Source organism: Nesterenkonia populi (assembly GCF_007994735.1).
Classification (GTDB): domain Bacteria; phylum Actinomycetota; class Actinomycetes; order Actinomycetales; family Micrococcaceae; genus Nesterenkonia; species Nesterenkonia populi.
This window is the reverse complement of sequence record NZ_VOIL01000001.1, coordinates 2,213,826-2,233,292: the sequence shown is the minus strand read 5'-3', so window position 1 is coordinate 2,233,292 and position 19,467 is coordinate 2,213,826. Positions and strand designations below refer to the sequence as shown.

At 65.4% G+C, this 19,467-nt stretch carries 18 protein-coding genes and 4 tRNA genes; 20 read left to right on the top strand and 2 right to left on the bottom strand.

Going from position 1 to position 19,467, the window contains the following annotated elements:
- The first annotated feature begins 12 nt into the window (after positions 1–12).
- The 17 genes from pyk (at position 13) to FWJ47_RS10310 (ending at position 16,508) form a co-directional block, all read left to right on the top strand.
- A complete protein-coding gene (pyk, locus tag FWJ47_RS10390; RefSeq protein WP_147107830.1) occupies positions 13–1,551 on the top strand; it encodes a pyruvate kinase in 1,539 nt (512 codons plus the stop codon).
- A gap of 81 nt (positions 1,552–1,632) precedes the next feature.
- Positions 1,633–1,714: transfer RNA gene (locus tag FWJ47_RS10385), tRNA-Leu, on the top strand.
- Positions 1,715–1,771: 57 nt separating this feature from the next.
- Positions 1,772–2,398 carry an ANTAR domain-containing response regulator gene (locus FWJ47_RS10380; protein WP_147107827.1) on the top strand — a complete coding sequence of 209 codons (627 nt, stop codon included), beginning with the start codon at positions 1,772–1,774 and terminating at the stop codon, positions 2,396–2,398.
- Positions 2,361–2,729: a CHY zinc finger protein gene (locus FWJ47_RS10375; protein ID WP_246126267.1), complete on the top strand. Its 369-nt coding sequence runs from the start codon at positions 2,361–2,363 to the stop codon at positions 2,727–2,729. Before FWJ47_RS10380 ends, FWJ47_RS10375 begins: the two co-directional genes overlap by 38 nt.
- Before the next feature lie 53 nt (positions 2,730–2,782).
- A complete protein-coding gene (ilvD, locus tag FWJ47_RS10370; RefSeq protein ID WP_147107824.1) occupies positions 2,783–4,546 on the top strand; it encodes a dihydroxy-acid dehydratase in 1,764 nt (587 codons plus the stop codon).
- Positions 4,547–4,806: 260 nt separating this feature from the next.
- Complete coding sequence (locus FWJ47_RS10365; protein WP_147107820.1) at positions 4,807–6,714, top strand: acetolactate synthase large subunit; 1,908 nt, start codon at positions 4,807–4,809, stop codon at positions 6,712–6,714.
- Positions 6,714–7,232, top strand: a complete 519-nt coding sequence (gene ilvN / locus FWJ47_RS10360) for an acetolactate synthase small subunit (protein ID WP_147107817.1) — start codon at positions 6,714–6,716, stop codon at positions 7,230–7,232. Before FWJ47_RS10365 ends, ilvN begins: the two co-directional genes overlap by 1 nt.
- A 55-nt stretch (positions 7,233–7,287) precedes the next feature.
- Positions 7,288–8,316: a ketol-acid reductoisomerase gene (ilvC, locus tag FWJ47_RS10355; RefSeq protein WP_147107814.1), complete on the top strand. Its 1,029-nt coding sequence runs from the start codon at positions 7,288–7,290 to the stop codon at positions 8,314–8,316.
- Positions 8,313–9,902, top strand: a complete 1,590-nt coding sequence (gene serA / locus FWJ47_RS10350) for a phosphoglycerate dehydrogenase (RefSeq protein ID WP_147107810.1) — start codon at positions 8,313–8,315, stop codon at positions 9,900–9,902. Before ilvC ends, serA begins: the two co-directional genes overlap by 4 nt.
- A gap of 12 nt (positions 9,903–9,914) precedes the next feature.
- Entirely contained in the window at positions 9,915–11,516 is a 1,602-nt protein-coding gene (gene metG / locus FWJ47_RS10345; RefSeq protein WP_147107807.1) for a methionine--tRNA ligase, read from the top strand.
- Positions 11,517–11,521: 5 nt separating this feature from the next.
- Positions 11,522–12,601, top strand: a complete 1,080-nt coding sequence (locus FWJ47_RS10340; protein WP_147107804.1) for a 3-isopropylmalate dehydrogenase — start codon at positions 11,522–11,524, stop codon at positions 12,599–12,601.
- Positions 12,602–12,632: 31 nt separating this feature from the next.
- Positions 12,633–13,706: a branched-chain amino acid aminotransferase gene (locus tag FWJ47_RS10335; RefSeq protein WP_147107801.1), complete on the top strand. Its 1,074-nt coding sequence runs from the start codon at positions 12,633–12,635 to the stop codon at positions 13,704–13,706.
- 32 nt (positions 13,707–13,738) lie between these two features.
- Positions 13,739–14,503, top strand: a complete 765-nt coding sequence (locus FWJ47_RS10330; RefSeq protein WP_147107798.1) for a fumarylacetoacetate hydrolase family protein — start codon at positions 13,739–13,741, stop codon at positions 14,501–14,503.
- Positions 14,504–14,567: 64 nt separating this feature from the next.
- Positions 14,568–16,106, top strand: coding sequence for a glutamate--tRNA ligase (gene gltX, locus FWJ47_RS10325; RefSeq protein ID WP_147107795.1), 1,539 nt, complete (start codon positions 14,568–14,570; stop codon positions 16,104–16,106).
- Positions 16,107–16,175: 69 nt separating this feature from the next.
- Positions 16,176–16,247: transfer RNA gene (locus tag FWJ47_RS10320), tRNA-Gln, on the top strand.
- Between the two features lie 42 nt (positions 16,248–16,289).
- Positions 16,290–16,365, top strand: a tRNA-Glu gene (locus FWJ47_RS10315).
- Between the two features lie 70 nt (positions 16,366–16,435).
- Positions 16,436–16,508 (top strand) — tRNA-Glu (locus tag FWJ47_RS10310).
- A 211-nt stretch (positions 16,509–16,719) separates the two neighbouring features.
- Here FWJ47_RS10310 and FWJ47_RS10305 read toward each other — a convergent pair.
- On the bottom strand, positions 16,720–17,046 hold the full coding sequence (locus tag FWJ47_RS10305) for a winged helix-turn-helix transcriptional regulator (RefSeq protein ID WP_147109340.1): 327 nt from the start codon (positions 17,044–17,046) through the stop codon (positions 16,720–16,722).
- Positions 17,047–17,138: 92 nt separating this feature from the next.
- On the opposite strand from FWJ47_RS10305, the gene FWJ47_RS10300 reads away from it, so the two are divergent.
- A complete protein-coding gene (locus FWJ47_RS10300; RefSeq protein ID WP_211358997.1) occupies positions 17,139–17,909 on the top strand; it encodes an NAD(P)H-dependent oxidoreductase in 771 nt (256 codons plus the stop codon).
- 59 nt (positions 17,910–17,968) lie between these two features.
- Here FWJ47_RS10300 and FWJ47_RS10295 read toward each other — a convergent pair whose 3' ends face one another.
- Positions 17,969–18,328 (bottom strand): LysE family translocator, encoded by a 360-nt coding sequence (locus tag FWJ47_RS10295; protein ID WP_147107792.1) that lies wholly within the window; start codon positions 18,326–18,328, stop codon positions 17,969–17,971.
- Between the two features lie 80 nt (positions 18,329–18,408).
- Here FWJ47_RS10295 and FWJ47_RS12450 point away from each other — a divergent pair, with 80 nt between their 5' ends.
- Together FWJ47_RS12450 and FWJ47_RS10290 are read left to right on the top strand one after the other, a co-directional pair.
- Positions 18,409–18,690: a Mu transposase domain-containing protein gene (locus FWJ47_RS12450; RefSeq protein ID WP_425466009.1), complete on the top strand. Its 282-nt coding sequence runs from the start codon at positions 18,409–18,411 to the stop codon at positions 18,688–18,690.
- A 117-nt stretch (positions 18,691–18,807) separates the two neighbouring features.
- On the top strand, positions 18,808–19,464 hold the full coding sequence (locus FWJ47_RS10290) for a GntR family transcriptional regulator (protein WP_147107790.1): 657 nt from the start codon (positions 18,808–18,810) through the stop codon (positions 19,462–19,464).
- The last annotated feature ends 3 nt before the right edge of the window (positions 19,465–19,467 follow it).

The following is a 19,467-nucleotide window of genomic DNA, read 5'->3' as shown; positions in this document are numbered from 1 at the left end:
GAAAGGTGAGGCATGAGACACGCCAAGATCGTCGCCACGTTCGGCCCGGCCACTGCCGGCTACGAGAAGACCCGTCAGCTCATCGAGGCCGGCGTCGACGTCGTCCGCGTGAACATGTCCCACGGCGACTACAGCGTTCACGAGGACACCTACAGCACGGTGCGTGAGGTCTCCAAGGATCTCCGCCAGGCAGTGGGCATCTTCGCTGACCTCCAGGGCCCCAAGATCCGTCTCGGCCGCTTCGCCGACGGTCCGCACGAGCTGGCCGAGGGCGACCGGTTCACCATCACCACCGAGGACATCGAGGGCACCAGGGAGCGGTGCTCGACCACTTTCAAGAAGCTCCCCGGCGACGTCGCTGCCGGCGACACCCTGCTGATCGACGACGGCAAGGTCGCCCTTCGTGCCCTCGAGGTCACCGATACGGACGTCGTCACCGAGGTGACGGTGCCCGGCCCGGTGTCGAACAACAAGGGCATCAACCTGCCCGGCGTGGCCGTCTCGGTCCCCGCCCTCTCCGACAAGGACGAGGAGGACCTGCGCTGGGCCCTGCGCACCGGCTTCGACATGATCGCGCTGTCCTTCGTCCGCGATGCCGCCGACGTCGAGGCCGTGCACCAGGTGATGGAGGAGGAGGGGCGCTACGTCCCCATCATCGCCAAGATCGAGAAGCCCCAGGCCGTGGACGCTCTGCAGGATGTCATCGACGCCTTCGACGCGATCATGGTGGCCCGCGGCGACCTCGGCGTGGAGCTGCCGCTGGAAGAGGTTCCTGTGGTGCAGAAGCGGGCCGTCGAGCTCGCCCGCCGGTGGGCCAAGCCGGTCATCGTCGCCACCCAGGTGCTCGAGTCGATGATCGACAGCCCGCGTCCCACCCGCGCGGAGGCCTCCGACTGCGCCAACGCCGTCCTCGACGGCGCCGACGCCGTGATGCTCTCCGGTGAGACGTCCATCGGCAAGTACCCGGTCCGGACTGTGGAGACCATGAGCTCCATCATCAGGACCACGGAGACCCGAGGCCTGCACCGCATCCCGCAGCTGGGCACCAAGCCCAGGACCCGCGGGGGAGCGATCACCCGCGCGGCCAATGAGATCGCCGAGCAGCTTGAGGTCAACTACCTGGCGACCTTCACCCGGTCCGGGGACTCCGCCCAGCGGCTCTCCCGCCTGCGGCCCAAGCAGCCCATCTTCGCCTTCACGCATGTGGAGCACACCCAGAACACTCTGACCCTCTCCTGGGGCGTGCAGCCCCGGTGGGTGGAGTTCGCCTCCCACACGGACCGGATGACCTCTCAGGTGGATAAGCAGCTGCTTGAGGAAGGCCTGGCCGAGGTCGGGGACCTGGTGGTCATCGCCGCGGGCTCGCCCCCCGGCCAGGCAGGAACCACCAACATGGTCAAGGTCCACAAGGTGGGGGACCTTCCTGACGGCGGCGCGAACATCGACGCGCTGCGCCGCGGCGACACCGGGGTGCTGCCGGTCAAGGAGCCGTTGGGCCCCTGGCCCTCCAGCAGCGCCGCCAGCGCACAGTCCGCCCAGAGCGCGCTGTGAGCTTCGGCCGGTCCTGAGATTCTGCGGTCCGGGGCCTGAACGCTAGGATGTAGCGGTTGGACAGCATTTTGCTGGACGCCGGCCCGAATGGCGGAATTGGTAGACGCGCCTGACTCAAAATCAGGTATCGAAAGATGTGTGGGTTCGAGTCCCACTTCGGGCACGGTACCGATCATGCCGGCGCCGGCCCAGACGGCGCCGATCTCGACCAAGGAGCGCAGTGACCGAAGAGAACCAGCCCGCAGCAGAAGCCGCTGACGCCGTCGTCGCTGATGGCGGGCGTCGGCGTGTGCTGGTGGCCGAGGACGAGACCCTGATCCGCCTCGACATCGTGGAGATTCTCACCGGCGCCGGGTATGACGTGGTGGCCGAGGCTGAGAACGGTGAAAAAGCGGTCGAGCTGGCCCGCGAGCATGAGCCTGACCTGGTGGTCATGGACGTGAAGATGCCGGTGATGGACGGGATCACCGCGGCCAAGCAGATCGCTGAGGACCGGATCGCCCCCGTCCTGATGCTGACCGCGTTCTCGCAGCGAGACCTGGTGGAGTCAGCCCGGGAGGCCGGCGCCATGGCCTATGTGGTGAAGCCGTTCGGCGAGAATGACCTGATCCCCGCCATTGAGGTGGCGATGGCACGGTTCGACGAGATCCGGGCCCTGGAGGACGAGGTCGCAGACATCAGTGAGAAGTTTGAGACCCGCAAACTGGTGGAGCGGGCCAAGTCCCTGCTGACCACGAAGATGAGCCTGAGCGAGCCTGAGGCCTTCCGGTGGATCCAGAAGACCAGCATGGATCGTCGCCTCACCATGCGTGAAGTCGCGGAGACCGTCGTCGACCAGATGGGCTGAGCCCGCTGCCGTGGTGGAGGTGCGCGGGCAGGCGGTGGATGACCGTACGCGCTGCGTGCACTATGCCGGTGAGCTCGACATCGTCGCGATCAGGTTCTTCTGCTGCGACGAGTGGTACCCCTGCCTGCACTGCCACGCTGATGCTGCCGGGCACGCGGTCCAGCGCTGTCCTCAGGGCCAGCACGATGCCGCTGCCGTGCTCTGCGGGGCCTGCAGGCATCAGATCCGCATCACGGAATACCTGAAGCAGGGTGCCTGCCCCAGCTGTGAGGCCCCGTTCAACCCGGGATGCTCTCTGCATCATCACCATTACTTCATGCTCGAGGAATGAGACGTGCCGGCGAGGTCGAGGCGCGGCCCCTGAGCCCGGCATAGAATCGGGGCATGTCCGCACCCACTGATGAGACGCCGTCGACCCCTCCGTTTGTGCCGCCCCAGCCGGTGACCGGCCCTTCCATCCCGGAGAAGCCCCGATCTTGGCAGGTCACTGACGGCTACACGCGCGCTCCCGCCCGCGGCATGCTGCGCGCCGTCGGCATGGGCGACGACGACTGGTCCAAGGCGCAGATCGGCATCGCCAGCTCCTGGAACGAGATCACCCCCTGCAACCTGTCCCTGGACCGGCTCGCGAAGTCCTCCAAGGAAGGCGTGCACGCAGGCGGCGGCTATCCGATGGAGTTCGGCACCATCAGCGTCTCCGACGGAATCTCCATGGGCCACGAGGGCATGCACTACTCTCTGGTCTCCCGCGAGGTCATCGCCGACTCTGTGGAGACCGTGATGAACGCCGAGCGGCTCGACGGTTCGGTCCTGCTGGCCGGCTGCGACAAGTCCCTGCCCGGCATGCTCATGGCCGCGGCCCGCCTGGACCTGGCGAGCGTCTTCCTCTACGCCGGCTCCATCATGCCCGGCACGGCCCGCTTCAAGGACGGCACCGAGAAGGAGGTCACCCTCATCGACGCCTTCGAGGGCGTGGGCGCCTGTGCCCGCGGCACGATGAGCGAGGAGGACCTCGAGGTCATCGAGCGGGCCATCTGCCCCGGTGAGGGCGCCTGCGGCGGCATGTACACCGCCAACACCATGGCCTGCATCGGTGAGGCCCTCGGCATGTCACTGCCCGGCTCCGCCGCGCCCCCGTCAGCTGACCGGCGTCGTGATGCCTACGCCCGCGCCTCGGGCGAGGCGGTGGTGGAGATGCTGCGGAAGGGCATCACCACCCGAGACATCCTGACCAAGGAGGCTTTCGAGAACGCCATCGCTGTGACCATGGCCTTCGGCGGGTCCACCAACGCGGTCCTGCATCTGCTGGCGATCGCGTACGAGGCCGGTGTGAAGCTGGAGCTGGAGGACTTCAACCGCATCGGGGAGAAGGTTCCCCACCTGGGCGATCTGAAGCCCTTCGGCCAGCACGTGATGGTCGACGTCGACAAGATCGGCGGGGTGCCGGTGGTGATGAAGGCGCTGCTGGAGGCAGGCCTGCTGCACGGCGACGCCATGACCGTGACCGGCAGGACCGTCGCGGAGAACCTCGAGGCCATCAGCCCGCCGGACATCGACGGCAGGATCATCCGCCAGCTCGACGACCCCATTCACCACAACGGCGGCATCGCAGTGCTGCGCGGCAGTCTCGCTCCCGAGGGAGCTGTGGTGAAGTCCGCCGGCTTCGACGCTGAGGTCTTCGAGGGCACAGCTCGGGTCTTCGAGCGGGAGCAGGCGGCCCTGAAGGCGCTGGAGCAGGACCAGATCCAGGCCGGCGACGTGGTCGTCATCCGCTATGAGGGCCCCAAGGGCGGCCCCGGGATGCGAGAGATGCTGGCCATCACCGGCGCTATCAAGGGCGCAGGACTCGGCAAGGATGTCCTGCTCATCACCGACGGCCGCTTCTCCGGGGGCACTACCGGACTGTGCATCGGCCACATCGCTCCGGAAGCGGTCGACGGCGGGCCCATCGCCTACATCGCCGACGGCGACAGGATCCGTGTGGACATCCCCGGCAGGAGCATCGACTTGGAGGTCGAGGAGTCTGTGCTCGAGGAGCGGAGGGCCAGCCCGGACTGGCAGCCCCTGCCGCCGTATGTGACCACCGGTGTGCTCGGCAAGTACGCCAAGCTGGTCCGGTCGGCGGCCGAGGGCGCCTCCTGCGGCTGACAGGCGTCTCCCAAAGATCCACATGGTGAGACGGCTCTGTCGAGGTTGACACAGGTCACACGTCGGAGAACGATGGTTGGTATGTGCAGCCAGCTAGTAGTGGTATCCGTCATTGCCCCCGCCGGGCACTGACAGGTTTCTGCTGCACACTGCGCAAACAACCGTCCACCCCGGCACAGGGAAGCCCCTGCATGCCGGGGTTTCGTCTGTGCTGAGCCTGAACCCCACCCAAGCAGCGACGAAATGACAGGGAAGAAGAGATGAGCACTGCCACAGACGCCAGCCCCGCAGCGCTGGCCGCAACCTCTCCCCGCAGCACCGGCACGGACGCTGACGAGGAGCGCCGCAGCCGCATCACCACCGCTGAGCACCGGCTCTACGGCCCCGGGCGCAGCGTAGCCCCGGAGGCCGTCACCGGCAGCCAGTCGATCATCCGCTCCCTCGAGGAGCTGGGAGTCACGGATGTCTTCGGGATCCCGGGCGGGGCCATCCTGCCCACCTACGACCCGCTCATGGACTCGGAGAAGATCAACCACATCCTGGTCCGTCACGAGCAGGGCGGTGGCCACGCGGCCCAGGGGTACGCGATGGCAACCGGGGAGGTCGGCGTCTGCTTCGCCACCTCTGGGCCCGGCGCCACCAACCTGGTGACTCCGATCGCCGACGCCCACATGGACTCGGTGCCGATGGTGGCGATCACCGGGCAGGTCAACGCCGCCGTCATCGGGACCGACGCGTTCCAGGAGGCGGACATCGCTGGGATCTGCGCGCCCATCACCAAGCACACCTACCTGGTCCAGGACGCCGACGAGATTCCTCGGGTCCTGGCGTCGGCCTTCCACCTGGCCTCCTCCGGCCGGCCCGGCCCAGTCCTGGTGGACATCACCAAGTCCGCGCAGAACGCGCAGACCACCTTCTCCTGGCCTCCGAAGATGAGGCTGCAGGGCTACAAGCCGGTCACCCGGGGCCACACCAAGCAGGTTCGCGCGGCTGCGAAGCTCATCGCCGCGGCGAACAAGCCGGTCCTCTACATCGGCGGCGGGATGATCAAGGCGGAGGCGCACCAGGAGTTCCGCGAGCTGGCGGAGCTGCTGGGTGCGCCGGTGGTCAACACCCTGATGGCGCGGGGCGCGTTCCCCGACTCCCATGAGCTCAACGTCGGCATGCCCGGCATGCACGGAACGGTCTCGGCGGTGGCGGCCCTGCAGCAGGCAGATCTGCTGATCACCCTGGGCGCGCGCTTCGACGACCGTGTCACCGGGCAGCTGGACTCCTTCGCTCCCGAGGCGAAGGTCATCCACGCGGACATCGACCCGGCTGAGATCTCCAAGAATCGGCACGCCGATGTGCCGATCGTCGGATCTCTGAAGGAGGTCGTTCCGGACCTCACCGCCGCGCTGCGCCAGGAGCTGGCCGAGCACCGCCAGGACCTCGGCTCGTGGTGGAACCGGCTGAACCGGCTGCGGGAGACCTACCCGCTGGGCTGGACCGAGCCGGAGGACGGCGGCTTGGCTCCGCAGCAGATCATCCAGAGGATCGGCGCGGCGTCCGGCCCCGAGGCGGTCTATGCGGCCGGCGTCGGCCAGCATCAGATGTGGGCGGCCCAGTTCATCAGCTACGACCGGCCCCGCCAGTGGCTGAACTCCGGCGGTCTGGGCACCATGGGCTACTCGGTGCCCGCTGCGATGGGCGCGGCCGTGGGACAGCCCGGCCGCACTGTGTGGGCGATCGATGGTGACGGATGCTTCCAGATGACCAACCAGGAGCTCGCCACCTGTGCGATCAACCAGATCCCCATCAAGGTCGCGGTGATCAACAACTCGTCCCTGGGCATGGTCCGCCAGTGGCAGACCCTCTTCTACGAGTCCCGCTACTCCCACACTCACCTGAACACCGCCACCAACGCTGCCGGCGACCAGGTGGTCCGGGTTCCCGACTTCGTGAAGCTGGCTGAGGCCTACGGCTGCGTAGGCCTGCGCTGCGAGCGCGAGGAGGACATCGACGTGGTGATCGCCGAGGCCAACGCGATCAACGACCGGCCCGTGGTCATCGACTTCGTGGTCTCCCGGGACTCGATGGTGTGGCCGATGGTGCCGTCGGGGGTGTCCAACTCGGACATCCAGGTCGCCCGGAACATGACCCCTGACTTCGACGGAGAGGACGACTGATGGCCGCCGAGACTTCCCGCCACACGCTCTCCGTCCTCGTTGAGGACGTCCCCGGGGTGCTCTCGAAGGTCTCCGGGCTGTTCGCCCGCAGGGCCTTCAACATCCATTCCCTGGCGGTGGGCCCCTCCGAGGTGGAGGGCCTGTCCCGCATCACCGTGGTGGTCGACGCTGATGCGCACCTGCTGGAGCAGATCACCAAGCAGCTGAACAAGCTGGTCAACGTCATCAAGATCATCGAGCTGGAGCCGGGCAATTCGGTCCAGCGCGACCACCTGCTGATCAAGGTCCGCGCGGATGCGGCGGCCCGTCTGCAGGTGACCCAGGCTGTGGAGCTCTTCCGCGCCAAGATCATCGATGTCTCCACCGAGTCCCTGACCGTGGAGGCCACCGGGGCCGCGGACAAGCTCGACGCGCTGCTGAGCGTGCTGGAGCCGTTCGGGGTCCGTGAGATCGTTCGCTCCGGCACGCTGGCGATCTCCAGGGGATCCAAATCGATGGCCGACAAAGCCCTCCGCTAGAGTGCGGATGCGCACCAAATTTCTGAACCGAATCACTGATTGAGGAGATAACTCCATGGCTGACCTCTACTATGACGACGACGCGGACCTCTCGGTCCTCTCCGGGAAGACGGTGGCCGTCATCGGCTACGGCTCCCAGGGCCACGCCCACGCCCTGTCTCTGCGCGACTCCGGCGTCGACGTCGTCGTCGGTCTGAAGGAGGGCTCCAAGTCCCGCGCCAAGGCGGAGGAGCAGGGGCTGAAGGTCGCCGCTCCCGCTGAGGCTGCCAAGTCCGCGCAGGTCGTGATGATGCTGGTTCCGGACCAGCACCAGGAGAAGGTGTTCGCCGAGGATGTCGCACCGAACCTGCAGGACGGCGACGCCCTGTTCTTCTCCCACGGGTTCAACATCCGCTACGGCTTCATCAAGCCGTCCGAGAACGTGGATGTCGCCATGGTCGCCCCGAAGGGTCCCGGCCACGTGGTGCGCCGCGAGTACGAGGCAGGCCGCGGCGTGCCCGCCCTGATCGCGGTGGAGCAGGACGCCACCGGCCAGGCCAAGGACCTCGCTCTGGCCTACGCCAAGGGCATCGGGGGCACTCGCGCCGGCGTCATCGAGACCACCTTCACGGAGGAGACCGAGACCGACCTGTTCGGCGAGCAGGCCGTGCTCTGCGGCGGAGCCTCCCAGCTGGTCCAGTACGGCTTCGAGACCCTGACCGAGGCGGGCTACAAGCCGGAGATCGCCTACTTCGAGGTGCTTCACGAGCTGAAGCTGATCGTTGACCTGATGGTCGAGGGCGGCCTGACCAAGCAGCGCTGGTCCATCTCCGACACCGCCGAGTTCGGCGACTACGTCTCCGGCCCCCGGGTCATCAGCCCCGAGGTGAAGGAGAACATGAAGGCTGTGCTGGCCGACATCCAGGACGGCAGCTTCGCCCAGCGGTTCATGGACGACCAGCGCGCCGGTGCCCCTGAGTTCGCCCAGCTGCGCCAGAAGAACCAGTCGCACCCCATCGAGCCCACGGGCCGTGAGCTGCGCCAGCTCTTCAGCTGGATCAATGACCAGGAGGACGACTACCAGGAGGGCCAGGCCCAGCGATGAGCAAGCCGATCGTTCTCCTCGCCGAGGAGCTGTCGCCGGCCACTGTTGAGGCACTGGGCCCCGACTTCGAGATCCGACAGTCGGACGGGGCTGACCGATCCCGCCTGCTGGCGGACATCGTCGACGCCGACGCCGTCATGGTCCGCTCCGCCACCCAGGTGGACGCGGAGGTCTTTGCTGCGGCCAAGAGCCTGAAGGTGGTGGCACGGGCCGGCGTCGGCCTGGACAACGTGGACGTCAAGGCGGCCACGGAGGCCGGTGTGATGGTGGTGAACGCCCCGACGTCGAACATCGTCTCCGCCGCCGAGCTGACCTGCGGCCACATTCTGGGAATGGCCCGGAACATCTCCCCGGCGCACCAGGCGCTGAAGGCAGGGGAGTGGAAGCGGTCCAAGTACACCGGTCTGGAGCTGCAGGACAAGACTCTGGGCGTCATCGGCCTGGGCCGCATCGGCGGTCTGGTCGCTGAGCGGATGGCCGCCTTCGACATGGAGATCCTGGCCTACGACCCGTACGTCACCTCCGCCCGCGCGCACCAGCTGGGCGCGCAGCTGGTGGAGCTGGACGACCTGCTGGCGAAGTCGGACGTGGTGACCATCCACATGCCGAAGACCCCTGAGACCATCGGCATGCTCGGCAGAGACGCCTTCGAGGCCATGAAGGACACTGCCTACGTCATCAACGTCGCCCGCGGCGGCCTGGTGGACGAGAACGCGCTCGAGGAGGCCCTGAAGGCAGGGAAGATCGGCGGCGCGGCCATCGATGTCTTCTCCAGCGAGCCCGCCACCGACCTGCCGTTCTTCCAGCGCGAGAACGTGGTGGTCACCCCTCACCTGGGTGCCTCCACCGCTGAGGCGCAGGAGAAGGCGGGCGTCTCGGTGGCCAAGTCGGTGCAGCTGGCCCTGGCCGGCGAGCTGGTGCCGGACGCGGTCAACGTTGCCGGCGGCGCCATCGATGAGCTGGTCCGCCCCGGCATTCCGCTGATCGAGAAGCTGGGCCGGGTGCTGGCTGCCCTGTCCACCGAGGCGTTCACGGATGTGGAGACCGAAGCGGCCGGCGAGATCGCGGAGAAGAACGTCACTGCGCTGCAGCTGGCTGCGCTGAAGGGCGTGTTCACCGACGTGGTGACTGAGCCCGTCTCCTACGTGAACGCACCGGTGCTGGCTGAGCAGCGCGGGATCTCCACCCGCCTGTCCACGACCACGGACGTGGAGGACTACCGCAACGCGCTCACGGTGCGTGCGGCCACTTCCACCGGCACCAACCTGGAGGTCCGCGGCACGCTGACCGGCCCCCGGCAGATCGAGAAGGTCGTCGGCATCAATGGGTATGACCTTGAGGTCACCCTCACCGACCACCTGGTGGTCTTCGAGTATGCCGACCGTCCTGGTGTGGTGGCTTCCTTGGGCAAGATCCTGGGAGAGCACAGCATCAACATCGCCGGCATGCAGGTCTCGCAGAACACCAAGGAGGGACGTGCCCTGTCGGTGCTGGCCATCGACGCCGCCCTGCCCTCCGGCGTGCTGGACGAGATTGCCGCTGAGGTTCAGGCCTCCCTGGCCGCCGAAGTCAACCTCGAGGACTGAGAAAGAGGACTGATGTCCAAGCCTGCCTACTACATCACCACGGCCATCAGCTACCCCAATGGGGAGCCGCACATCGGCCATGCCTACGAGTACATCGCTTCGGATGCGATGGCCCGCTTCAAGCGGCTCGACGGCTACGAGGTGATGTTCCTGACCGGCACCGACGAGCACGGCCAGAAGATGCAGCAGTCAGCCGCCAAGGAGGGCATCACCCCCTTGGAGCTGGCCTCCCGAAACTCGGCGGCCTTCAAGAGCGTCGACGACGAGGTGCTGAACATCTCCTACGACCGGTTCATCCGGACCACCGACGAGGACCACTATGAGGCCTCCAAGGCGATCTGGCGGCGCATGGTCGAGGCGGGCGACATCTATTTGGACACCTACGCGGGCTGGTACTCGGTGCGTGACGAGCGCTTCTTCGCCGACGACGAGACATACGTCGGCGACGACGGCGTGCGCTACGCCTCCGAGACCGGCACCGAGGTGACCTGGACCCAGGAGGAGTCCTACTTCTTCCGCCTTTCGAAGTACGCGCAGCCGCTGCTGGACTTCTACGCGGCGAACCCGGACTTCGGCGGGCCGGCCAGCCGGTTCAACGAGGTGATCCGGTTCGTGGAGAACGGGCTCGAGGACCTCTCGATCTCCCGCACCACCTTCGACTGGGGCGTGCCGGTGCCCAAGGATCTCACCGAGCCGCAGACCAGTCTCGACCATGTCATGTACGTGTGGGTGGACGCGCTGACCAACTACCTCACCGGCGTGGGCTTCCCGGACGCCGAGTCGGAGCAGTTCAGGAAGTTCTGGCCCGCCGATGTGCACGTCATCGGCAAGGACATCTCCCGGTTCCACTGCATCTTCTGGCCGGCGTTCCTGATGAGCGCTGGGCTGGAGCTGCCCAAGCGCGTGATGATCCACGGGTTCCTGCACAACGCGGGCGAGAAGATGTCCAAGTCGGTGGGCAACGTGGTGGCCCCTGAGGCTTGGGTGGAGACATATGGGCTCGACGCCGTGCGGTTCTTCCTGCTGCGTGAGTTTCCGTTCGGCCAGGACGGCTCCTACACCCACGACGCCGTCGTCGGACGCAAGAACTCCGACCTCGCCAACAACCTCGGCAACCTTGCCCAGCGCAGCCTGAGCATGATCGTGAAGAACTGTGAGGGTGCCATTCCCGAGCCGGGGGAGTACGCCGCGGCGGATGCGGCGATTCTGGAGCAGACCGAGTCCCTGCTGGAGATCTCCCGTGAGGCCTACCAGTCCCAGGACTTCCACCGAGCCCTGGAGCGGACCTGGTTCGTGCTGGGGGAGGCCAACGCGTACTTCGCTGAGCAGGCTCCCTGGCAGCTGGCCAAGACTGACCTGGAGCGGATGCGGACCGTTCTGTACGTCACCGCCGAGGTGGTCCGGAAGGTCGCGCTGCTGGCCCAGCCTGTGATGCCGGAGTCGGCCGAGAAGCTTCTCGACGCGTTGGGCCTGGAGCCTTCCGGCGATGCCGGACGGACCAACGCCTCCAACGAGGGGCCACGGTCCTTCGCGGCCTTCGGCGAACGGCTCGCCCCGGACACACCGATCAGCAAGCCCCAACCGGTCTTTCCCCGCCACGAAGAGGAGAAGTGAGCCGCATGGCTGAGCAGACTTTCAACATCGCGGTCATCCCCGGCGACGGAATCGGCCCCGAGGTCACCGCCGAGGCTCGCAAGGTGCTCGACGCCGCCCTGGAGCACGAGCCCATCGAGGTCAACTACACCGAGTACCCGCTGGGGGCGGAGCATTGGCTCGCCACGGGGGAGGCACTCTCGGAGGAGACTCTGGAGAAGCTGAAGACCCATGACGCGATCCTCTTCGGGGCTGTCGGGGCTGACCCGCGCAGCACAGAGATCCCCTCGGGGCTGATCGAGCGGCAGATGCTGCTGAAGCTGCGCTTCAGCCTGGACCACTACATCAATCTCCGCCCGGTTCACACCTACCCGGGGGTCGCCACCCCGCTGGGCTCCGAGGAGCCCTTCGACTTCGTGGTGGTCCGGGAGGGCACCGAGGGCCCCTATGCCGGCACCGGCGGGACCCTGCGGCAGGGCACGGATGCGGAGGTCGCCAATGAGGTGTCGGTGAACACTGCGCACGGTGTCCGCCGCGTCGTCGCGGACGCCTTCGAGCGGGCCGAGTCGCGCCGGAAGCACGTGACGATGGTGCACAAGACCAACGTGCTGACCTACTCAGGCAGCCTCTACCAGCGTCTGACGGAGGAGATCGCAGCGCATCACCCTGAGGTGACCTGGGACTACATGCATGTCGACGCGGCGACCATTCACATGGTGACCAACCCGCAGCGCTTCGACGTGATCGTCACCGACAACCTCTTCGGCGACATCCTCACTGACCTTGCCGGCGCCATCACCGGCGGCATCGGGCTCTCCCCGTCGGGCTCCATCAACGCCTCGGGCGAGTTCCCCTCCCTGTTCGAGCCTGTGCACGGCTCTGCCCCGGACATCGCCGGGAAGCAGATCGCTGACCCCACTGCCGCCGTGCTTTCGGCTAAATTGATGCTGGAGCACCTTGGGATGGAGGAGCCGGCCCGCCGCATCGACTCTGCGGTCAACGATCAGCTGACCGCCTGGGCGATGGAGGGCGGCGGAATCGGCCTGACCACCAGCCAGAGGGGCGATGCCTTCGTGGAGAAGGTCCGCCACCAGGGCACTCCCTGACCCCGCCCGCCACCGAAGAGGAATTGCCGCTATGACGTTCGAGCTCGTCCCGCACCCCAGCCCGACCCCCGAGGATCAGATCGCTGAGATCCTCAAGGAGCCTGGCTTCGGCACCACCTACACCGACCACACCGCGGTGGTGGACTGGCGGGCGGACGGCGGCTGGCAGAATCACCGGGTCGAGGCCTACGGGGATCTTCAGCTGAGTCCCGCCTCGGCTGTCCTGCACTACGCGGAGACGATCTTCGAGGGCCTGAAGGCCTATAAGCACGACGACGGCAGCGTCTGCACGTTCCGTCCTGACCAGAACGCTCTGCGCTTCCAGCGCTCCGCGGCGCGTATGGCTCTTCCGCAGCTGCCCGTGGAGACCTTCGTGGAGTCCCTGGAGCAGCTGCTCGCCCAGGACAAGGCGTGGGTTCCTGACGGTGAGGGAGAGTCCCTCTACCTGCGTCCCTTCCTGTTCGCCGATGAGCCGTTCCTCGGCGTCCGGCCCGCCCAGACCTTCAGCTACCGGGTCATCGCATCCCCGGCCGGCAACATCTTCGGCGGCAAGCTGCGCCCGGTGAAGATCTGGGTGTCCCGCGACTACGTCCGGGCCGCTCCCGGCGGCACCGGATCGGCGAAGACCGGCGGCAATTACGCCGGCTCCCTGGTGGCCCAGCAGCAGGCTATTGAGAAGGGATGCGACCAGGTTCTCTTCCTCGACCCGCTCCATGAGAACGCGGTGGAGGAGCTCGGCGGGATGAACGTCTTCCTCGTCCGGGACGACAACACTCTCATCACCCCCGAGCTCACCGGGACCATCCTGGAGGGCATCACACGGGACTCCATCATTCAGCTGGCCAAGGACCGCGGCTTCACCATCGAGGAGCGTCGCATCGGCCTGGCCGAATGGGCAGAGGGCGCAGCTGACGGCACGATCACCGAGGCCTTCGCCTGCGGGACAGCCGCCGTCGTCACCCCGATCGGTCAGCTGCTCGACGGTGAGGACACCATCACTATGCAGGGCGACTTCTCCGTCACGATGAGTCTGCGCGAGGAGCTGCTCGGCATCCAGACCGGCAAGGTCGAGGATCGCCACGGCTGGCTGCACCGCCTGGCCTGAACGTTCGGCACGCTGGGCGGTAGGCTGAACCTATGCGTATCGCCCGATTTGTGGTCAATGACGAGCCTGCCTACGGGCTCCTCAACGAGGATGACACCCTGACCGAGCTGGTCGGCGACCCCCTCTACGGCGGGGTCCAGCCGACTGGGAACACCCACCAGCTTGACGATGTCCGCCTGGTCGCCCCCGTACTGCCCCGCTCCAAGGTGGTCGGTGTGGGTCGGAACTATGCCGACCACGCCAAGGAGATGGGCAGCGAGCCGCCCGCCTCGCCGATGCTGTTCCTCATGCCGAACACTGCGGTGGCCGGCCCCGGCGAGCCCATCACCATGCCGGCCTTCACCGAGGAGGTCAGCTATGAGGTGGAGCTGGCGGTGGTGATCGGCCGCATCGCCAAGGAGGTGCCGGAGGAGCGGGTGCCTGAGGTGATCTTCGGCTACACCGTCGCCAATGACGTCACTGCCCGCGATGCCCAGCGCACCGACGGCCAGTGGGCCCGCGCCAAGGGGTTCGACAGCTCGGTGCCCCTGGGCCCCTGGGTGGAGACGGACCTGGACCCCGCTGACCTGGAGATCAGTGGTCGGCTCAACGGCAGCACCGTGCAGGACGGCACCACGGCGGACATGATCTTCGACGTTCCCTTCCTGATCTCCTACATCTCCCAGGCGATGACTCTGCTTCCCGGTGACGTGATCCTCACTGGCACGCCCGCCGGCGTCGGGCTGCTCGCCGAAGGGGACACGTTCGAGGGCGAGGTCGAAGGCATCGGTGTCCTCCGAAACACCTTCCGCCGCTGACCGGTTCGCCCCTCACGTTCTCGCTGCCTAAGAACTTTTCTGACCAAGGAGACCCTTCCCAGCTATGAGCACCCCTGCGGCCGCCCCCGCTGATATCCCCACTGTTGACGCCGAGACTCCGGTCCGCGTCCGGTTCTGCCCCTCGCCCACCGGCACCCCGCATGTGGGGCTCATCCGCACCGCCCTGTTCAACTGGGCCTACGCGCGGCACACCGGCGGCAAGCTGATCTTCCGGATCGAGGACACCGACGCCGCCAGGGACTCTGAGGAGTCCTACCAGCAGCTGCTGGAGGCCCTGGCATGGTTGGGGATCGACTGGGACGAAGGCGCGGAGACCGGTGGTCCCCACGGGCCCTACCGGCAGTCCCAGCGCGGGGAGATCTACCAGGATGTGCTCGCCAAGCTGCTGGAGGCCGGCTACGTGTACGAGGCGTTCTCCTCACCGGAGGAGGTCGAGCAGCGGCACAAGGCTGCCGGCCGGGACCCCAAGCTCGGCTACGACAACTACGACCGGAGCCTCACCGAGGAGCAGAAGGAGGCTTTCCGCGCGGAGGGCCGCCAGCCGGTGCTGCGTCTGCGGATGCCGGATGAGGACATCGCCTTCACCGACCTGGTCCGGGGGGAGATCACCTTCCAGGCCGGCTCGACCCCGGACTTCGTCGTCGCCCGTGCCAATGGGGCTCCGCTGTACACGCTGGTGAACCCGGTGGATGACGCGCTGATGGAGATCACCCATGTGCTGCGCGGAGAGGACCTGCTGTCCTCCACGCCGAGGCAGATCGCCCTGTACCGGGCGCTGCACGGCGTGGGCGTGGCGAAGCACATGCCTGCCTTCGGGCACCTGCCGTACGTGATGGGGGAGGGGAGCAAGAAGCTCTCCAAGCGTGACCCGGAGTCCAACCTGTTCCATCACCGGGATCGGGGCTTCATCCGTGAGGGGCTGCTGAACTACTTGGCACTGCTGGGTTGGTCCCTCTCTGCGGATGAGGACATCTTCACTGTGGATGAGCTGGTGGAGAGCTTTGATGTCAAAGATGTGCTGGGCAACCCGGCCCGCTTCGACTCCAAGAAGGCGGAGGCCATCAACGGCACCCACATCCGTCGGCTGGAGCCGGGTGACTTCCGTGACCGGCTGGTGCCTTACCTGCAGGCCCAGGGCCTGGTGGGTGAGGCCCTGACGGAGGAGCAGGGCCGTATTCTCGACGGTGCGGCGCCGCTGGTCCAGGAGCGCATCGCGCTGCTGGCCGAGGGCGCTGACATGATGGCGTTCCTGTTCACCGCGGACGGTTCTCTGGTCATTGAGGACAAGGCCTTCAGCGGGCTGGGGGAGAAGGACGCGATCCTTGAGACCCTGGATGCCTCTGCTGCCGCGCTGGAGAAGGTCGAGGACGATGCGTGGGCCACTGGGGCGATCGAGGAGGCGCTGCGGGCGGCGCTGATCGATGGGCTGGGTCTGAAGCCTCGTAAGGCGTTCGGCGCGGTGCGTGCGGCGATGTCCGGGCGTAAGGTGTCCCCTCCGCTGTTCGAGTCGATGGAGATTCTGGGGAGGGCGTCTTCGCTGGCTCGCATCGCCCGTTTCCGGGGGATGGTTGAGTCCCGCTGACGTGAGTTGTGCTTGGCCGGATTCGTCCGGTAGACTTTAGTGCTGTTGCGCGACGGAGTCGCCAAGCAATGGGCTATGGTGTAATTGGCAACACGGCGGTTTCTGGTACCGTTATTCTAGGTTCGAGTCCTAGTAGCCCAGCGGTTTATTTCTATTAGAAATATCCCATCAATTCAATAACGCGGCCCCATCGTATAGCGGCCTAGTACGCCGCCCTCTCACGGCGGTAACGCGGGTTCGAATCCCGCTGGGGTCACCATATGGCGAAGGCCTCGGAGTGAAAGCTCCGGGGTCGACCCATGTGAAAAGAAAAATGAATACTTGTGTCCGGCCCCATCGTATAGCGGCCTAGTACGCCGCCCTCTCACGGCGGTAACGCGGGTTCGAATCCCGCTGGGGTCACGAAGTCAAAATTAGACACAACTAAAACATGCAAAACCCCAGGTCAGCGCCAGATCTGGGGTTTTCGTGTATCTGGCGAAGAGCGCCGAATGGCTGCTTTTTTGGCTGCTCTCGTCGTGGAGCTACTCTGCTGACAAAAAATTGCCCCGTTCAGGAGCGGCCATTCGGAGTCAATGGGTTTGAGTGCAAGATGGCAGCACCTGCCGAGGTGTTAGCTGGAGGCAGCTTCTGTATGCACGTGTTGGCTGTAGCTTGTGCCCCATCGGTTTGCTTGGTCGATAAGTGGCGCGAGACTCTGTCCCAGTTCAGTAAGTGAGTATTCGACTCTGGGTGGGACCTCGGCATATATTTCCCGGCTGACGATTCCGTCTTCTTCTAGTTCTCGAAGTTGGCGGGTGAGGGTTTTTCGGTTCGCGCTTGGCACCAGGCGGCTGAGTTCTCCAAATCGGCGTGTGCCTTCCATCAGGTGCTTCACCAGTGTCAGCTTCCACGTTCCGCCCAAGACGGACACCGCTACCTCGACTGGGCAGACTTCCATAGCTTTCTTCACTGGTAACCGCATGGGCGTGCTCCTTAGAGACAAAAATGTCCGTACTTCCGCAGAGTATTCTCTAGGGTGAGGATAGCTGCATGACACGAAAGACTATTCTCTGGCTCAGTGCCCACCCAGAACCACGGTCGTTGAACCACAGTTTGCGACATGGCGGTATCGAGCACCTGCAGGATGACGGCCACACAGTTTTAGAGTCTGATCTCTATGCGATGGAGTGGAACCCGGTAGTCACTCGAGAAGATGCCGGAGTCCCAGAGGACCAACGCTTCCGGGTGAGCGACGACGTACGCAGCGCATACATCGAAGAGAAGTTGCCTGAAGATGTAGCGGGGGAGCAGGATAAGCTGCGTTGCGCAGACGCTGTGGTGGTTCAGTTTCCGCTGTGGTGGTATGGGATGCCTGCGATCCTGAAGGGATGGTTCGACCGGGTATTCGTCAGCGGTTTTGCCTTCGGAAAGGACCCGGCCTCCGGGAAACGTCTTCGATACGAGCAGGGGCCTTTCGTAGGAAAACGGGCACTGGCAGCAGTAACTGTGGGAGATCGCCCAGCCTCCATTGGGCCGCGTGGGAAAAGCGGAGAACTGCCAGAGCTCCTCTTCGGGCTTCTGCACGGCACCTTCGCTTACACCGGTATGAGCGTGCTGAAGCCTTGGGCGCTTGCCAGTGCAGACTTCACAGCAGACTACGAGAAGGCGCGGGAAGATCTCCTGGCGCGGCTGGATGGTCTGTTTGAAGAAGAGCCCTTGTCATATCGCCCGCAATTTACCGGGCAATATACTGACCAGTGGGAACTGGAGTCTCACATACTTCCAGGAGAGACGGGTTTATCCATTCACATGGACGACTGAGCTGGCTATGTCTCGTGCTGGCGCGTTTAGACGGTTGTGCGCCGTTGCGCCCTTTCAGATTAGGAGAGGATGCCCCCTCCCAGGACGTCTGCGACAGCGACTCCAGCCAGCACCATGTACATGCTTCCGGCAATGTAACTCAGCGTGACCGCTCCCTTGCTGGATCCTCGAAAACGGACATTGAAGATTCCTGCAATAATTTCTATTCCGCCGTAGAGGATGACTTCCATTGCAACATTGACGGCTCCCAGCATGGCGAATTGGAGACCTGCATTCTGGGCATCTCCTGAGAACTGGGGTAGCACCGCAACGTAGAAAAGCATAATTTTCGGGTTGGTCAGACTGATCAGGAGTCCGCGTACGTAAGGATGGCCTGCCACGGTGGCTTTATGTGAGTCGGTGGAGCGGCCGGCGAGCATGACGAATAGTGCCGATGGCTAACCACAGTAGGTAGCTGCCCCAAGTATCTTGAGAATCGGTCTAGAGCAATCCGCGCTGTATCGGCAGGCTCGTCCAGGTCACCGGCACCCTGGAGCGCGTCGTGGCCGTCTGTGAGGGCCAGGTGGTAGCCGATCACCGGCGCTGCTGGGCCAAGGAGCAGACCATCACAGACTCCGCTCACGTGCATACCGCCAGGAGCCTGCGGGCTGAGTACGGGCGTATCAAATCCCAGCCCGCCGGGAGGGCAGCGATGGCCGGTACCCGGGACCTGGCCTCCTATGACCAGCTCTTCGGGACCACCCCCGCTGAGCAACATCATCAGGTCAGGAGGGCAGCATGAGCGCCACCACAGGATCGAAGGAGTAATGAAACCTGCTTGAAACACTCCGGCCACTTCGGAGCAATACCTCACCCCTACTCTCAACTGTGATCACAGATCACGAAACTGGGAGTTTGCATGCCAAAGGAAGTGCCCGTCACCCCGATCACGATTCGCACTGCGGACCAAGAGGTCTACCGCCTGCTGCGCACCTGGATCACCACCGGCGAGCTGGTACCTGGCCAGAAGCTTTCCATTCGGAAGCTGGCCGAGATGTGCGGAGTCAGCGCTATGCCCGTGCGTGGTGCGCTGCGCCAGCTGCAGGCTGAGGGGCTGGTTGAGGCTGAGCGGAGAGCCTTCCAGGTCACCCGTCTGGAGGCCGAGGAGATCCACGCCGTTTTCGAAATCCGCTTCCGACTTGAGGCGCTGGCCAGCGAATGGGCCATGAGCACCGCAAGAGAGGGTGACATCGCCGAGATCGAGGACATCCTGCAAGCCATGCAGGCCGGAGACCTCCAGCCGTCCGAATGGCGAGAGCTCAACCAAGACTTCCACCGGAGGTTCTACGACTGTTGCGGCTCCAGCCAACTTCTGGAAATGCTCCAGTCCATCTGGGATCGAGTCTCTCCTTACTTGGCGATCTACGCCTCCAATGTGGAGACCTACGAGGAAGCTGACCGTCAGCACGCCGTCCTCATGGATCACATTCGTAGCCGAGATCTCGACGGGCTGCTCATCTCCCTGCGCTCCCACCTGGAATACACCCGCGACATCGTTCTGACCGCACTCCGCTGACTC

Excerpts from the sequence above, each read along its gene's own strand:
- serA (WP_147107810.1), top strand. The coding sequence starts at position 8,313 with ATGAGCAAGCCGATCGTTCTCCTCGCCGAGGAGCTGTCGCCGGCCACT.
- ilvD (WP_147107824.1), top strand. The coding sequence starts at position 2,783 with ATGTCCGCACCCACTGATGAGACGCCGTCGACCCCTCCGTTTGTGCCG.
- FWJ47_RS10305 (WP_147109340.1), bottom strand. The coding sequence starts at position 17,046 with ATGGAAGTCTGCCCAGTCGAGGTAGCGGTGTCCGTCTTGGGCGGAACG.
- FWJ47_RS10335 (WP_147107801.1), top strand. The coding sequence starts at position 12,633 with ATGACGTTCGAGCTCGTCCCGCACCCCAGCCCGACCCCCGAGGATCAG.
- metG (WP_147107807.1), top strand. The coding sequence starts at position 9,915 with ATGTCCAAGCCTGCCTACTACATCACCACGGCCATCAGCTACCCCAAT.
- pyk (WP_147107830.1), top strand. The coding sequence starts at position 13 with ATGAGACACGCCAAGATCGTCGCCACGTTCGGCCCGGCCACTGCCGGC.
- FWJ47_RS10365 (WP_147107820.1), top strand. The coding sequence starts at position 4,807 with ATGAGCACTGCCACAGACGCCAGCCCCGCAGCGCTGGCCGCAACCTCT.
- FWJ47_RS10295 (WP_147107792.1), bottom strand. The coding sequence starts at position 18,328 with ATGCTCGCCGGCCGCTCCACCGACTCACATAAAGCCACCGTGGCAGGC.
- ilvC (WP_147107814.1), top strand. The coding sequence starts at position 7,288 with ATGGCTGACCTCTACTATGACGACGACGCGGACCTCTCGGTCCTCTCC.
- FWJ47_RS10300 (WP_211358997.1), top strand. The coding sequence starts at position 17,139 with ATGACACGAAAGACTATTCTCTGGCTCAGTGCCCACCCAGAACCACGG.
- ilvN (WP_147107817.1), top strand. The coding sequence starts at position 6,714 with ATGGCCGCCGAGACTTCCCGCCACACGCTCTCCGTCCTCGTTGAGGAC.
- FWJ47_RS10330 (WP_147107798.1), top strand. The coding sequence starts at position 13,739 with ATGCGTATCGCCCGATTTGTGGTCAATGACGAGCCTGCCTACGGGCTC.
- FWJ47_RS10290 (WP_147107790.1), top strand. The coding sequence starts at position 18,808 with ATGCCAAAGGAAGTGCCCGTCACCCCGATCACGATTCGCACTGCGGAC.
- gltX (WP_147107795.1), top strand. The coding sequence starts at position 14,568 with ATGAGCACCCCTGCGGCCGCCCCCGCTGATATCCCCACTGTTGACGCC.
- FWJ47_RS10340 (WP_147107804.1), top strand. The coding sequence starts at position 11,522 with ATGGCTGAGCAGACTTTCAACATCGCGGTCATCCCCGGCGACGGAATC.